Annotated in this window: 1 protein-coding gene; it reads right to left on the reverse strand. The window is 75.6% G+C overall.

The genetic code is table 11. From position 1 onward, the window contains the following. Positions 1-2: 2 nt before the first annotated feature. Positions 3-15,089, reverse strand: a complete 15,087-nt coding sequence (locus JK361_RS00245; RefSeq protein WP_201813533.1) for a type I polyketide synthase — start codon at positions 15,087-15,089, stop codon at positions 3-5. Between the last annotated feature and the right edge of the window lie 23 nt (positions 15,090-15,112).

Raw genomic sequence — 15,112 nt, forward strand, 5'->3', positions numbered from 1 at the left:
CCTCACTCTCCGGAGTTCCGCTCATGGCCGTCGTCACCGTGCACGGCGCGGATCAGTTCGTCCACGTCCATGTCGTCGACGGTGCTGGTCTCGTCGTCGACGGGCTGCCGGTGGCCGTCGTCGCCGTCGTCCGCCGCGCCCGGGGCGTCGCTCGCCGGAGCGAGCCGCTCGTCGAGCCGGCGTGCGAGGTCCGCGGGCGTCGGGCAGTCGAAGATGACGGTCGCGGGCAGCCGCAGACCGGTGGCCGTGGCCAGCCGGTTGCGCAGTTCGACGGCGGTCAGCGAGTCGAATCCCATCTCGACGAACCCGCGGTCGACGTCCAGCGCGGTCGCCGAGCCATGGCCCAGCACCGCGGCGGCCTGCTTCCTGACCAGCAGCACGAGCGCCTGGCGCCGCTCGGCCGCCGACATCCCGGCGAACTGGTCGGCTCCCTGCGCGGCGGTGCCGCCGGCGCCCGCACCGCGGTCCGGCCGGCCGCGGCGCGGCGCCAGCAGGCGCATGACGGGCGGGAGCGTCCCCTGGGCGTCCTGGGCGCGCAGCGCCTCACGGTCGATGTGCGCCGCCACGACCAGCGGCTCGCCGGCCCGGGCCCCTTGGTCGAACAGGGCGAGGCCTTCCGCGGCGGACATGGCCTGCGCTCCGGACCGGGAGAGCCGATCCCGGTCCAGGGCGTTCATCTGGCCCGTCAGCGCGCTGTCGGGTGCCCACAGGCCCCAGGCGATCGACGTGGCCGCCTGTCCGCGCGAGCGCCGCACCGCGGCGAGCGTGTCGAGGAACACGTTGGCCGCACCGTAGTTGGCCTGCCCGGGATTGCCGAGCAGACCGGCGGCGGACGAGTACATGACGAACATGCCGAGGTCAAGGCCGGCGGTGAGCCGGTCCAGGTGCACGGCGGCGTCGACCTTGGGACGCAGCACGGGCGCCAGGCGCTCGCTGGTGAGGGACGTGAACACCGTGTCGTCCAGCACGCCCGCCGTGTGGACCACCGCGGTGAGCGGGTGCTCCGCCGGGATCCCGGCCAGCAGGTCCGCCAGGGCCTCGCGGTCGGCGATGTCGCAGGCGGCCGGCCGCACGTCGGCGCCCAGCCCGGCCAGCTCCGCGCACAGTTCCCCGGCACCGGGCGCGTCGGCGCCCTGACGGCTCGCCAGCACGAGGTGGCGCATCCCCCAGGGGCCGGCCAGGTGCTTGGCCACCAGGGCGCCCAGCGTTCCGGTGCCGCCGGTGACGAGCACCGTGCCGTCGGGGTCCGGGACCGGCGGGATCGTCAGTACGAGCTTGCCGACGTGCTTGGCCTGGGCCATGTACCGGAACGCCTCGGGTGCGTCCAGGACGTCCCACGTGCGCACGGGCAGCGGCCGCACGGCGCCGTCCCGCAGCAGCCGGACGACCTCGGTCAGCATGGTCCGGACCGACTCCGGGCTCAGGTCGGGCACCAGGTCCACCGTCCGGTACACCACACCCGGATGTGCGTCGGCGACCCGTTCCGGGTCCCGGCGGTCGGTCTTGCCCAGCTCGACGAAGTGACCGCCCTTGGGCAGCAGGCGCAGCGAGGCGTCCACGAGTTCGCCGGTCAGCGAGTTGACGACCACGTCGACCCCCGCACCGTCCGTGGCGTCGAGCACCCGGTCGGCGAACGCGGAGTCCCGCGACGAGGAGATGTGGGCGTCGTCCAGGCCCATGAGCCGCAGTGCGTCGTGCTTGGCCGGGCCGGCCGTGGCGAACACCTCGGCGCCGAGGTGGCGGGCGATCTGGACGGCCGCCGTACCGACTCCGCCGGCCGCCGCGTGGATGAGGACCCGCTGCCCGGGGCGCAGACCGGCCGCGTCGTTCAGGGCGAAGTAGGCGGTCAGATAGGCGGAGGGGACCGAGGCCGCCTGCTCGAACGACCAGTCCTCGGGGACCGGGACCAGCCAGCGGTGGTCGGTGACCGTCTCGGTGCCGAACGCGCGCGGCATCAGCCCCATGACCCGGTCGCCCGGCTTCAGCCCGGTCACACCGGAACCGACCGCCCGCACCACGCCGGCGCCTTCACCGCCGATGAACAGGCCGTCGTCCGGGGGCAGTCCCAGAGCGACCAGGAGATCGTGGAAGGCGATCCCGGCCGCACGGACCCGTACCCGTACCTCGTCCGCCGCCAGGGGCTCTCCCGTCTCCGGGCACGCCGCCACCGTCATGGCGTCCAGCACGCCGGCCGGGTCCGGTTCGAGCCGCCACCTGCCGCCGAGGGGCGGTGTCAGCCTGCCCTGCGGTGTACCCGTCGCCGCCAGCCTGGGGATGAGCAGCGCGCCCTGCCGGATTGCGAGCTGCGGCTCGTCGCCGGCCAGCGCATGCGCGAGCAGGTCGGTGCCGTCGTCCTCGTCCAGGTCGACGAGGACGATCCGGCCCGGGTGCTCGGCCTGCGCCGAGCGGACCAGCCCCCACACCGGCGATGCGGCGAGGTCGTGCACGTCGCCGGAGTCCCCGGCCGGGAGCGCCCGGCGGGTGACCACGACCAGCCGCGTGTCGGCCGTCCGGTCGTCGGCCAGCCAGGTCTGGACGTCGTGCAGCACCGTGCTGGTCAGGTCGAAGGCCGAACCGGGCAGCCCGGCGCCGGCCGGCGTCGCACAGGGGAGCACCGCGACGCCGGGGGCCGGCGCGCCGTCGGCCAGCGCGCCGAGCAGGGCGGCCACGTCGGGGTGGGAGCGGAACGGGATCCCCGACGCCGGCAGCGAGTCGGCCAGGCCGAAGGTGTCCTCACCGAGGACGGCCCAGTCGCCGTCGACGCGCGTCCTGGGCGTCGGCAGCGGGACCCAGTCCAGCCGGAACAGGGACCGGTTGGCCGGGCCCGCGGCCACGGAGAGCTGCTCGGCCGAGACCGGCCGGGTCACCAGGCGTTCGATCGCCAGCACCGGGGCGCCGGTCTCGTCCGCCGCGGTCAGCGCCACCGCGCCCGGACCGGCCGGGGAGATGCGCACGCGCAGGGTTCGCGGACCGGGCGCGAACAGCGACACGCCCGCCAGGCTGAACGGCAGCCGCACCGTCCTGCCCGGGCCCTCGCCCTGCTCGGCGGACGGGGCGAGCACCATCGCGTGCAGCGCCGCGTCGAGCAGCGCGGGGTGCATGCCGTACCGGTCCGCCTCGTCCTGCACCTGGGCGGGCGGCGACACCTCGGCGTAGACCTCGTCGCCGTTCCGCCACGCCCGGGCGAGGCCCTGGAACGACGGCCCGTAGGTGTAGCCGGCCTCGGCTCCCGCAGCGTAGAAGGCGCCCGGCTCCATCGGCACCGGTTCGGCGCCGGGCGGCGGCCAGGCGGCCAGCGAGGCCGGGGCGGTGTCGCCGGCTGCCGCGAGGACCGCCGACGCGTGCCGCGTCCATTCGGCGCCCCGGCCGTTCTGCCCGTCCGGCCGGGAGTAGACGGCCAGTGACCGGTGCCCGGAGTCGTCGGGCGGGCCCACCACCAGTTGCAGGCTCACCGGATCGGCGCCGTGCAGCAGCAGCGGTGCCTCCAGGGTCAGTTCCTCGACCTGCGGGCAGCCCGCCTCGGCACCGGCGCGCAGCGCCAGCTCGGCGAAGCCGGTCCCCGGGAGCAGGGCCACTCCGTTGACCGCGTGGTCGGCCAGCCACGGCCGGGTGCCGGCCGACAGCCGCCCGGTGAGCACCAGGCCGCCGCTGTCCGCCAGTTCCACCGCGGCACCGAGCAGCGGATGGTCCGGCGCCGCCACGCCGAGGGCCGCCGGGTCCGCGGCGGCGCTCTCGTCGTCCATCCAGAACCGCTGCGGGTCGAAGGCGTACGTGGGCAGCGGGACCCGGCTGCCGCCGGGGATCAGCCTGTCCCAATCGAGGTCCGCGCCGTTCACCCAGGCCAGGGACAGTGCGGCGGTGAACTGGGCCATCCCGCCTTCGTCGCGGCGCAGCGAGCCCACCGTGACCGGCTCGGCGGCGTCGTCCGCCGACGTGGCGGTGTCCAGCACCGCGGCGGTCAGCACGGGGTGCGGGCTCGCCTCGACGAACATGGTGAAGCCGTTGTCGAGCAGCTTGCGGGTGGCGCGGGCGAACAGCACCGGTTCCCGCAGGTTCCGGTACCAGTACTCCGCGTCCAGCCCGGTGGTGTCGGCCGGTTCTCCGGTCACCGCGGAGTAGAACGGGATGCGTGCCCGCTGCGGGGTGATGCCGTCCAGCTTCGCCAGGAGGTCGTCGCGCATCGGCTCGACCTGCGGCGAGTGCGAGGCGTAGCTGACCTCGATCCGGCGGATCCGGATCCCGCGCCGCTCGCAGTCGGCGGTCAGTTCGTCCAGCGCGCCGGTGTCACCGGCCACGACGACCTGTGTGGGGCTGTTGACGGTCGCGATCGACACCCGCCCCTGCCACGGGGCGAGGAGCGCCGCCGCCTGCTCTTCGTCGGCGTGCAGCGACGCCATTCCGGCGGAGCCGGTCAGCCTGGCCAGCGCCGACGCCCGTACGGCCACGACCTTGGCGGCGTCGTCCAGGGACAGCGCGCCGGCCACGCACGCGGCGGCGATCTCGCCCTGGGAGTGTCCGACCACGGCCGCGGGGCTCACGCCGTAGTGCTGCCACAGACGGGCCAGCGAGACCATCACGGCGAACAGGGCGGGCTGGACCACGTCGACCCGGTCCAGGCCGGGCGCCCCGTCCGCCCGGCGGAGCACCTCGGTCAGCGACCAGTCGGTGTACGGAGCCAGCGCCTGCTCGCACTCGCGGATGTAGCCGGCGAACTCCGGAGAGTCGTCCAGCAGTTCCGCGGCCATCCCGGACCACTGGCTGCCCTGTCCGGGGAAGACGAAGACGGCCCGGGGCTTGCGCCGTGCGGTGCCGCGGACCAGTGCGGAGTCCGGTTCGTCGGCGGCCAGCAGGCCGAGCCGGTGGAGGTAGTCGTCCCGGCCGGCGCCCAGCACCACGGCGCGGTGCGGCAGCGCCGCCCGGGTGGAGGCCAGGCTCCAGCCGATGTCGCGCGGCCGGGCGCCGGGTTCGTCCGCGAGCAGCCGGCCCAGCCGGCCGGCCTGCTGCCGCAGCGAGGCCGGGGACGCCGCCGAGACGGGCCAGGGAACCGGCGGGGCCGCCGAACCGGGACCGGTGTCGTCGCCCCGCTCCCGCTGCCCGGCCGGTGGCTCTTCGACGATGAGGTGCACGTTGGTGCCGCTGACTCCGAACGCGGACACTCCCGCGCGCCGCGGGTGGCCGCTGTCGGGCCACGGCATCGCCTCCACCGCCAGCTCGACCTCGCCCGCCGTCCAGTCCACGTTCCGGCTCGGCTCGTCGACGTGCAGCGTCGCGGGCACCACCCCGTGACGCATCGCCAGCACCATCTTCATGACGCCGACCGCACCCGCCGCCGCCTGCGTGTGACCGATGTTGGACTTCACCGATCCCAGCAGTACCGGCTTTCCGTCGGGCCGGTCCTGCCCGTACGTCGCCAGCAGCGCCTGGGCCTCGATCGGGTCGCCCAGGGTCGTGCCCGTGCCGTGCGCCTCCACCGCGTCCACATCGCGCAGCGTCAGGCCGGCGTTGGCCACCGCCTGTCGGATCACCCGTTGCTGGGACGGCCCGTTCGGTGCCGTCAGCCCGTTCGACGCACCGTCCTGGTTCACCGCCGAGCCGCGGATGACCGCGAGCACCTCGTGCCCCTGGCGCCGGGCCTGCGACAGCGGCTCGATCAGCAGCAGGCCGAGGCCCTCGGCGAAGCCGGTCCCGTCGGCGGCGTCGGCGAACGCCTTGCACCGCCCGTCCTGCGACAGCGCGCGCTGCCGGCTGAACTCGACGAACACCTTCGGGCTCGATATCACCGAGATGCCGCCGGCCACCGCCATCGAGCACTCGCCCGACCGCACCGCCTGACACGCCATGTGCAGGGCGACCAGGGACGACGAACACGCCGTGTCGACCGTGATCGCCGGGCCCTCCAGCCCGAAGAAGTACGACACGCGCCCCGAGATCACGGCCGGTGTGCTTCCGGTCACCGCGTAGCCCTCGGCGCTGCGGGGCGCCAGCGGTGCCCCGGTCGCGTAGTCCGTCGGTCCGGCGCCGACGAAGACCCCGGTCCGGCTTCCCTTGAGGCCGAGCGGATCCAGTCCGGCGTTCTCGAACAGCTCCCAGGAGGTCTCCAGCAGCAGCCGCTGCCGGGGGTCCATGGTCACCGCCTCGCGCGGGGAGATCCCGAAGAACTCCGCGTCGAACTCGGCGACCCGGTCCAGGAACCCGCTCTCGCGGACGTACGACGTCCCCAGGTGGTCCGGATCCGGATCGAACAGCCCGGCCAGGTCCCATCCCCGGTCGGCCGGGAACCCGGACACCGCGTCCCGGCCCTCGGCCAGCAGCCGCCAGAACTCGTCCGGCGAGGTCACGCCTCCGGGCAGCCGGCACGCCATGCCCACGATCGCCATCGGCTCGTCGAGCGCGGCGGTGTTCTCGGCGACGACGGCCGGTGCCGCGGACTCGCCGGGGGCGAGGTCGAGCAGGTAGCCGGCGACGGCCGTGGCGGTGGGGTAGTCGAACGCGACGGAGGCCGGCACGCGCAGCCCGGTGGCCGCGTTCAGCCGGGTGCGGAACTCGACCGCGGTGACGGAGTCGGATCCCATCTCGCTGAAGGGCCGGTCGGGGTCCACCTCGTCGGCGCGGCCGTACCCCAGTACGGCCGCGGCCTCGGTCCGGACCAGGTCCAGCACCGCCCACTCGCGCTCGGACTCGGGCGTCCGCGCCAGCAGCCGGGCGAGAGCGCTGTCCCCCGCCTCCTGCTCGCCCTGACCCGGTGCCCCGCCCGCGACGCCCCGCACGTCGGGCAGTTCGTCGAGGAACGGCCGGGGGCGGGCCGCCGTGTAGAGCGGGGCGAACCGCTCCCAGTCCACATCGGCGACGGCCACGGATGTCTCGTCCTGGTCGAGGACGTGCCGCAGGGCGCGCAGCGCCTGTCCGGGCTCAAGGAGCGGGAGGCCCTGCCGTTCCGACTGGCTGGTGAACATGTCCCGCACCGCGGGATCGTCGGAGTCCTCCCCGAACGCGTTCCAGAAGCTCCAGGCGATGGTGGTGGCGGACCGGCCCCTGGCCCGGCGCTGGACGGCCAGTGCGTCCAGGTGGGCGTCGGCGGCCGCGAAGACGCCGTTCTCGGCCGCGCCCCACACGCCCGCGACGGAGGAGAACAGGACGAACGCGTCCACGGAGTCCTCGCTCAGCAGCTCGTCCAGGACCTGCGCACCCGTCACCTTGGCGCGCAGCGTGCCGGCGAGCCGGGCCGGCGTGGTGCCGGACAGCGGGCCGGGCTCGGGGACGACCGCGGCGTGGATGACGGTACGGACCGGCCGCCCGGCGGACCGGGCCTCGTGCAGGAGGCCCTCCATCGCGGCGCGGTCGGCCACGTCGCAGGCCGCCAGCGTCACCGAGGTACCGGACTGCTCCAGTTCCGCCTCGAGTTCGGCGGCGCCGGGCGCGTTGCGGCCCCGCGTGCCGACGAGGATGACGTGCTCGGCACCAAAGGCCGCCAGCCACCGGGCCAGGCGCCGGCCGAGCCGGCCGGTACCGCCGGTGACGAGCACGCTGCCGTCCGGCTGCCAGGTCCGCGGCGCGGGCCGGTCGGACACCGGGTCACGCACGAGCCGTCGCACGTGGACGCCGCTGTCCCGTACGGCCACGTGGTCCTCCGCGCCCAGGCCGCCGCCGAGCACGCCGCACAGCCGAGCGAGGGCGTCCTCGCCGGGTGCGGCGGGCAGGTCGATCAGACCGCCCCAGCGTTGCGGGAACTCCAGGCCGGCGACCCGTCCCAGGCCCCAGACCTGGGCCTGTGCGGGCGAGTGCAGGTCGTCGCCGTCCGCGTGGACCGCACCGCCGGTCACCAGCCACATCGGGATGTCGGCCGCCGCGTCGCCCAGCGCCTGGACGAGGGCCAGGGTGGCGGACGTCCCCGCGGGCACGTCCGGGAACTCCTGGTGCGGGCGTTCGTCCATCGCCAGCAGCGACAGCACACCCGCCGCGTCCGCGGCCGCCGCGTCGCGGAGCAGGCCGGCGATGTGCTCCCGGCCGTCGCGCGCCGGGTCCAGCGTGAGCGGCCGTACGTTCGCGCCCCGTGCGGTCAGGGCCGCGGACACGGCCTGCGCGCAGTCGTGCCCCGGGCCGGTGCCGGGAGCCAGGACCAGCCAGTCCCCGCTCAGCGGAGGCTCTCCCGGATCGGCGGCGGGCCGCCAGTCGACGCGGTAGCGCCAGGCGTCGAGTTCATGGCCGGCGACGTCCGGGATCGCGGCCGGTTCCGCGTCGTGGCCGGCGAAGGCCCGCTGCCAGTCCACCTCGGCGCCCAGCGTGTACGCCTCGGCGAGGGAGGTCGAAAAGCGCCCGGTGCCGCCGTCGTTGCGGCGCAGCGTGCCGAGTGCCCGCGCGTCGCCCCCCGCGTCCTCGACCGTCTCCTCGATCGCCGGCGTGAGCACCGGGTGCGGGCTGGCCTCGATGAACAGGTTGTGGCCGTCCGCGAGGAGCGCCCGGACCGCCTCCTCGAACCGCACCCGCTCGCGGAGGTTGTGGTACCAGTAGTCCGCGCCGAGTTCGGCGGTGTCCAGCAGGCCGCCGGTGGCCGACGAGTAGAACGGCACCTTGCCCGTGCGGGGCTTGATTCCCTTGAGGACGTGCCCGAGCCGCTCGCGGATCCGCTCCACGTGCGGCGAGTGCGAGGCGTAGTCCACGTCGACGCGCCGGAACCGGACGCCGTCGCGCTCGCAGACGGCCGCCATCTCGTCCAGGGCACCGACGTCCCCGGCCACGACCACGCTGGCCGGACCGTTGATCGCGGCGATCGACAGCCGGCCCGCGAAGGGGCCCAGCAGGGTGGTGACGGCGTCTGCGCCGAGGGCGACCGAGGCCATGCCGCCCCGGCCGGACAGCTGCGACAGTTCGGCGCTGCGCAGCGCCACGACCCGGGCCGCGTCCCGCAGCGACAGGGCGCCGGCGATGTACGCGGCGGCGATCTCGCCCTGCGAGTGACCGGCCACGGCCGCGGGCGTGACGCCGTAGGAGCGCCAGAGTCCGGCCAGCGAGACCATCACCGCGAAGAGGGTGGGCTGGACGACGTCGACCCGGTCGAGCGAGGCCGCGCCGGGCTCGCCGGCGATCACCGCGTCGAGCGACCAGTCGGTGAACTCGGCCAGCGCCTCGCCGCACGCGCGCATCCGCTCGGCGAAGGCCGGCTCGGCCGCCATGAGTTCGGCGGCCATGCCCGGCCACTGAGCGCCCTGACCCGGGAAGACCAGGGCGGTCTTCGGGTCGGTCACGGCCCTGCCCCGGACGAGGCCCGCCGCGGTCCGGCCGTCCGTGAGGGCGGTCAGTGCGTCGCCGAAGCCCGAGGGATCGCCGGCCAGTACGACGGCGCGGTGCGCGGCGGAGCCGGGCAGCGCGGCCAGGGAGGCTCCCACGGCGAGGACGCCGAGGTCCGGGCTCAGTGCCGTGAAGTCCCGTACGGCGGCGGCGCGTGCCCGCAGCCCGGTGTCGCTGGCGGCGGACAGCACCCACGGGACCGCGGGCCGGCCGGTGCGCAGGTCGGCGAGTTCGCGGTACCAGAAGCGACGGTGCTGCCACGGGTAGCCGGGCAGGCTGACGGGCCGGCGCCGCGCCTTGGCCGCGGCGGGCGCGGCGCCGGTGGCGAACAGTTCCGCCGCGGTGGCGGCGAGCCGGTCCACCGGGTCACCGGCGTCCGTCCCGACGCCGAAGCGGTCGGCCGGCGGCTCGGGCCGGTCCGGCGGCAGGACGTCGACGAGCGTGTCCACGCCGGCGGCCGAGATGTCGTCGGCCGGGCCCTCCGGCAGGCCGGCGGGCAGGTCGCGGTGTGCGCGCCTGGCCAGGTCGCCGGCCGACACGGCGGGGTCCTCGCCGTCCGCCGGCAGTTCGGGGATGCGGCCCGGCCGCAGTGCGACGCCGGACTCCTGCCCGGCCGCGAGGCGCAGCGCGTCCTCCAGGTCCAGCCGTCCCGCCGCCCAGGCGGCGCCCAGCAGTCCCGCGCCGAAGCCGATCACGGCCTCCGGCGCCAGTCCGACGGTGGCCCACAGACCGGTCGCGGCGACGTGGTGGCACAGCAGGTAGGCCGCCGGCCGCCCGGCCGGTGGCTCGGCGAACGGGTCGACGCTCACGCCGGTCAGCGCGGTGAGGCGTTCGGCGCAGTGGCGCAGCGCGGCGGCGTACTCCGGCAGCTGCGCCAGCCGGTCGCGCAGGGCGGCGGACGGGGGTTCGGCCCCGAACCGGAATCCGACGGTGCGTTCCGTGCCCTCGGGCACCTGTCCCCGGTGGGCGGCGGGCGTGTCGTTCCCTCGTGCCGCCGCCTCCAGGGCCGTCGCGATCTCGGCGGCGTCCCGGCCGGTGACGGCGAGCCGGTGGCTCAGCCAGGAGCGCCGGTAGGCGGTGGTGAAGACGATGTCGTCCAGGTCGTCCGGCGTCTCGCGCAGCCGGGCGGCGAGGCGGCCGGCCGCCTGGCGCAGCGCGGGTTCCGCGGCCGCGGTGACCATCAGGACGTAGGGGGCCCGGCGCGGCGGGGCGGCCGCCGGTTCCGGAACCTCCGGCGGCTGTTCGACGACGACGTGCGCGTTGCTGCCGGTGAACCCGAACGAGCTGACGCCGGCCCGCCGCGGGTGGTCCCGAAGCGGCCACCGGCGCCGCTCGGTCACCACCGAGACCGGAAGGCTCTCCCAGTCGATGTGCGTCGAGGGCCGGTTCAGCGGATGCGGCGGGAGTTCCCCGTGGTGGAGCGCGAGGATCGCCTTGAGCAGCCCGGTGACGCCGGCCGCGGCCTCGAGGTGGCCGATGCTGGCCTTGGCCGCGCCGATCAGCAGCGGCTCGTCCGCCGCGCGCCCCGGTCCCAGTGCCTCGGCGAGCGCGCGGACCTCGATCGGGTCGCCGAGGGGTGTTCCCGTGCCGTGGGCCTCGACGTAGTCGACGTCGTGCGGGGCCCAGCCCGCGGCCGCGACGGCCCGCTTGATGACGGCGACCTGCGCGGACGCGTTGGGGACCGTCAAGCCGCCGCTGGCGCCGTCCTGGTTGACCGCGGTTCCGCGGATCAACGCGTAGACGCGGTCGCCGTCCCGCCTCGCGGCGGCGAGCGGCTTGAGGATGAGGGCCGCCGCGCCTTCGCCCCGGCCGTAGCCGTCGGCCGCCTCGTCGAAGGTCTTGCACCGGCCGTCGGGGGCCAGGGCACCGGCTCCCGACATGGAGACCGACACCGTGGGGGCGACGATCACGTTGGCCCCGCCGACGACGGCGATCTCGCAGTCCCCCTGGCGCAGTCCCTGGCAGGCCAGGTGGACCGCGGTGAGGGAGGACGAGCAGGCGGTGTCGACGGCGATGCTGGGGCCGCTCAGCCCGAGGAAGTACGACAGGCGTCCGGCGGACGCGGCGAACGACGTGCCGGTGCCGTAGAAGTGGTTGACGTCGCCCATGTCGCGGGTGAGCAACTGCTGGTAGTCGGTGGTGTTGAGGCCGAAGTAGACCCCCGCGGCCCGGCCGTCCAGCGCGGGCGCGGGCTGACCGGCGTCCTCCAGCGCCTCCCAGGCGACTTCGAGGAGCAGCCGGTGCTGGGGGTCGAGGGACTTCGCCTCGCGCGGCGAGACCCGGAAGAACTCCGCGTCGAACCCGGACACCTCGTCGAGGAAGCCGCCGCGCATGGGGACCTCGGGTCCGGCCTCCGCCCAGATGGGGTCGGCCCGGCGGGCGGCCGGCAGGTCGCGGACCGCGTGGCGGCCCTCGGCCAGCAGCTCCCAGAACTCGTCCGGCGAACTCGCGCCGGGCAGCCGGCACGCCATGCCGACGACCGCGATGGCGTCGTCCGCCCCGTCCTCGTCCGCCCGGTCGTCGTGCGCACTGTCGTCGTCCGCCGGTCCGCCGGACGGCACGGCTGGCGAGGTCGTCCGGGCCTGGTCGCCGGCGTCCGGGGCGGCCTCCTGGGCGGCTTCCGGGGCGGCTTCCGCGAGGTACGCGCCGAGCGCCTCGATCGTCGGCTTCTCGAAGACGATCGTGGTGGGCAGCTCCAGGCCGAACTCGGCGGCCAGGCGGTCCCGCAGCTCGACCGCGGTGAGCGAGTCCAGGCCCTGGTCGAACAGGCCGCGCCGGCGCGCCGGCCGCTTGTCGCCGGAGAGGCCGAGCACCGCCGCGACATGCTCCTCGACGCGCCGTAGCGGACCGCCGTCCACCCGCGGCCGTCCGGCGGGCGCCGCCGGAGCCGTCACGGCCTCGGCGGGCGGTACGGCCGCCGTGCCGTGGTCGTCCGGTACGGCCCCGGTGGCGTGCGCTCCCGGTGCGGCCCCGGTGCCTCGGGCACCCGGTGCGGCCTGCGGGGTGCGGGCCTCGGGGGCGGCGTCGTCCACCGGGTGCGCGACCATCTCGCTGATCACCCTGCCGTCGCCGTCGAGCAGGCTCAGGCGTACCTGCGCCGGTGCCGCGCCCGCCGGCCCGCGCCCCTGCTCGCCGGGCTCGACGCCCGGCAGCCAGTACCGGTCGCCGCCCCAGGACGGCACCGGCAGCGTCCGGTAGCGGCCCGGGGTTCCGGTGATCTTCGTCCAGTCCACGTCGACACCGCCGACGTGGAGTTGAGCGACCGTCTTGTGCAGGGCGAGGGGCCCGGATTCGCCGCGGCGCAGCGTGGCCGTGACCGGCCCGCGGCGCTGCCGCAGGCGGGCGGCGTCCGCGAGCTGCCGGATCAGCGTGGGGTGCGGGCCGATCTCGACGAACGCCCGGTCGCCGGCGGCGAGCAGCCCGTCGACCGCGGGCCACAGGAGCACGGGGTCGGTGAGGTTGCGTTCCCAGTAGCCGGCGTCGAAGCGCACGTCCGGATCGTCCGGCAGCACGCTGGAGATCATCCGCACCGAGGGCGTGGCGGCGGTGAGACCGGCCAGTGCCTCCCGCAGGAGCGGGCCGCACTCGGCCACCACCGGGCTGTGGAACGCGTAGCCGCCGGGCAGCCGCTTGCAGCGCAGGCCGCGCGCCTCGGCCGCGGTCGCGGCCGCGTCGACGGCGTCCGCGGGGCCGCTGAGCACCACGGCGTCCGGTCCGTTGACCGCGGCGACCACCACCGGCAGACCGGTGCCGGCCAGCACCGACTCGACCGTGTCCCGGTCCGCTCGGACCGCCAGCATGGCGCCCCGGCCCGCCGTCTCCTGGAGGATCCGGCCCCGCAGGACGGCCAGCCGTACGGCGTCGGCGCGTAAGAGCGCACCGGCCGCGTGGGCGGCGGCGATCTCCCCGACGCTGTGTCCGACCACGGCCTCGGGCCGGATGCCGCAGTCGGCCAGCCAGCTCGTCACCGCCGTCTGCACGGCGAGGAGGGCGGGCTGGGCGATGTCGGTCCGGTCGAGCCTGCTGTCCTTCTCGCCCCGCCGCAGCTCGTCGACGAGCGACCACGGCAGGTCCTGCCGGATCAGGGCGTCGAACTCGTCGAGGACCTCCCGGACCACGGGCGAGGCGTCGTACAGGTCCACCGCCATGCCCGCCCACTGCGCGCCCTGGCCGCAGTACACGAACACCGGCTCGGTGGTGCCGTCGGGGTCCACGGCACCGACGTAGGCGCCGTCGGGTGCCTCATCGATGTCGCCCAGTGCCGCCGTGAGTTCCTCCGGCCTCGCCGCGACCGCGGCGAACCGGTGCCGCTCGTGCGTGCGCCGGGTCGCGGCGGAGGCGACGAGGTCGCCGAGTCCGTCGGCTTCCCCGGTCACCCGCTTCCCCATCTCGGCGACCTGGTCGGCCAGGCCCGTCCGGTGGTGCGCCGAGGCGAGCAGCACGTAGGGGCCGGCGGGACGGCCGCCCGCGGGCCCGACGTCCGCGGGCTCGACGCCTTCCGCGATCACGTGGACGTTCGTGCCGCTGAGCCCGGACGAACTCACCCCGACGCGGACCGGCCGGTCCGTCTCCGTGAGGGCGACCGTGCTGAGCGGTACCGCCAGCGTGCCGCGGTCCCAGGGGACCGCGGAGGTGAGCCGGCCGGGGTCGGGCTGGGCGGGCACCTCCCGCGCGTTGATGACGTGGAGGCCCTTCAGCAGGCCGGCGATCCCGGACGCGCCGTCGGTGTGCCCGAACACCGCCTTGTTGGAACCCACGTAGAGGGGCGGGCGGCCCGGGTCCCGGTGCCTGGCGTAGACCTCGTCCAGCGCCATCAGCTCGACCTGGTCGCCGAGCGGGGTTCCTGTGCCGTGGGCCTCCACGTAGTCGAGGTCCGAGGCGTCGATCCCCGCGCGGTCGAGGGCGGAGCGCAGCAGCTCGGCCTGGGCGGCGCCGTTGGGCGCCGTGATGCCGAGGCTGCGGCCGTCGTGGTTGGCCACCGACGCGCGCAGGACCGCGTAGATCCGGTCCCGGTCGGCGAGGGCGTCGGGCAGCCGCTTCAGGACGAGGACACCGCATCCGTCACCGCGGAGGATGCCGTCGGCGTCGGCCGCGAACGGACGGCAGCGCCCGGTCGGCGAGATCGCGCCGATCCTGCTCATGAAGACGCTCAGCTCGGGCGTGATCATGAGGCTGACGCCGCCGGCCAGGGCGATGTCGCTCTCGCCGGACCGCAGGCTCTGACCGGCCAGGTGCACGGCGAGCAGGGAGGAGGAGCAGGTGGTGGTGAGGGAGGCCATCGGCCCGTGCAGGTCGAAGGTGTACGCCAGCCGGCCCGCCGCGAAGCTGAACTCGTTGCCGCTGGCATAGTGCGGCCCGATGCCCTGGATGCCGAGCGTCTTGGTGTGCAGCGTCGCGTAGTCGTGGGCGAACATTCCGAAGAACGCGCCGGTGCGGGTGCCGCGCCAGGCGTCCACGGGCCGCCCGGAGTCGCTCATCGCCTCCCAGGCCACCTCGAGCATCAGCCGGTGCTGGGGATCCATCGCGCTCGCCTCGCGTGGCGAGATCCCGAAGTAGGAGGCGTCGAACCGGTCGATCTCCTCCAGGAAGGCTCCGACATGGCCGGCCGTGCCGGAACCGGAGCCGCCCGGGTCGGTGTCCGCGCGGTCCCAGCGGGTCGGCGGGACGTCCCGGAAGACGGTCGTCGCGGACCTGAGCGCCGCGCCGAAGGAGTCGAGATCGCGGGCGCCGCCGGGGAACCGGCAGCCGATGCCGACGACGGCGATCGGCGTGGCGTACGGGCTCGTCAGCGGTCGTTTAGCCATTGAAGATAGTCCTTGCTCTACAA

It is taken from the genome of Streptomyces musisoli, from assembly GCF_016741855.1.
Lineage (GTDB): Bacteria > Actinomycetota > Actinomycetes > Streptomycetales > Streptomycetaceae > Streptomyces > Streptomyces musisoli.

Bases quoted from the DNA above. Each gene is read 5' to 3' on its own strand.
- JK361_RS00245 (WP_201813533.1), bottom strand. From the start codon at position 15,089: ATGGCTAAACGACCGCTGACGAGCCCGTACGCCACGCCGATCGCCGTC.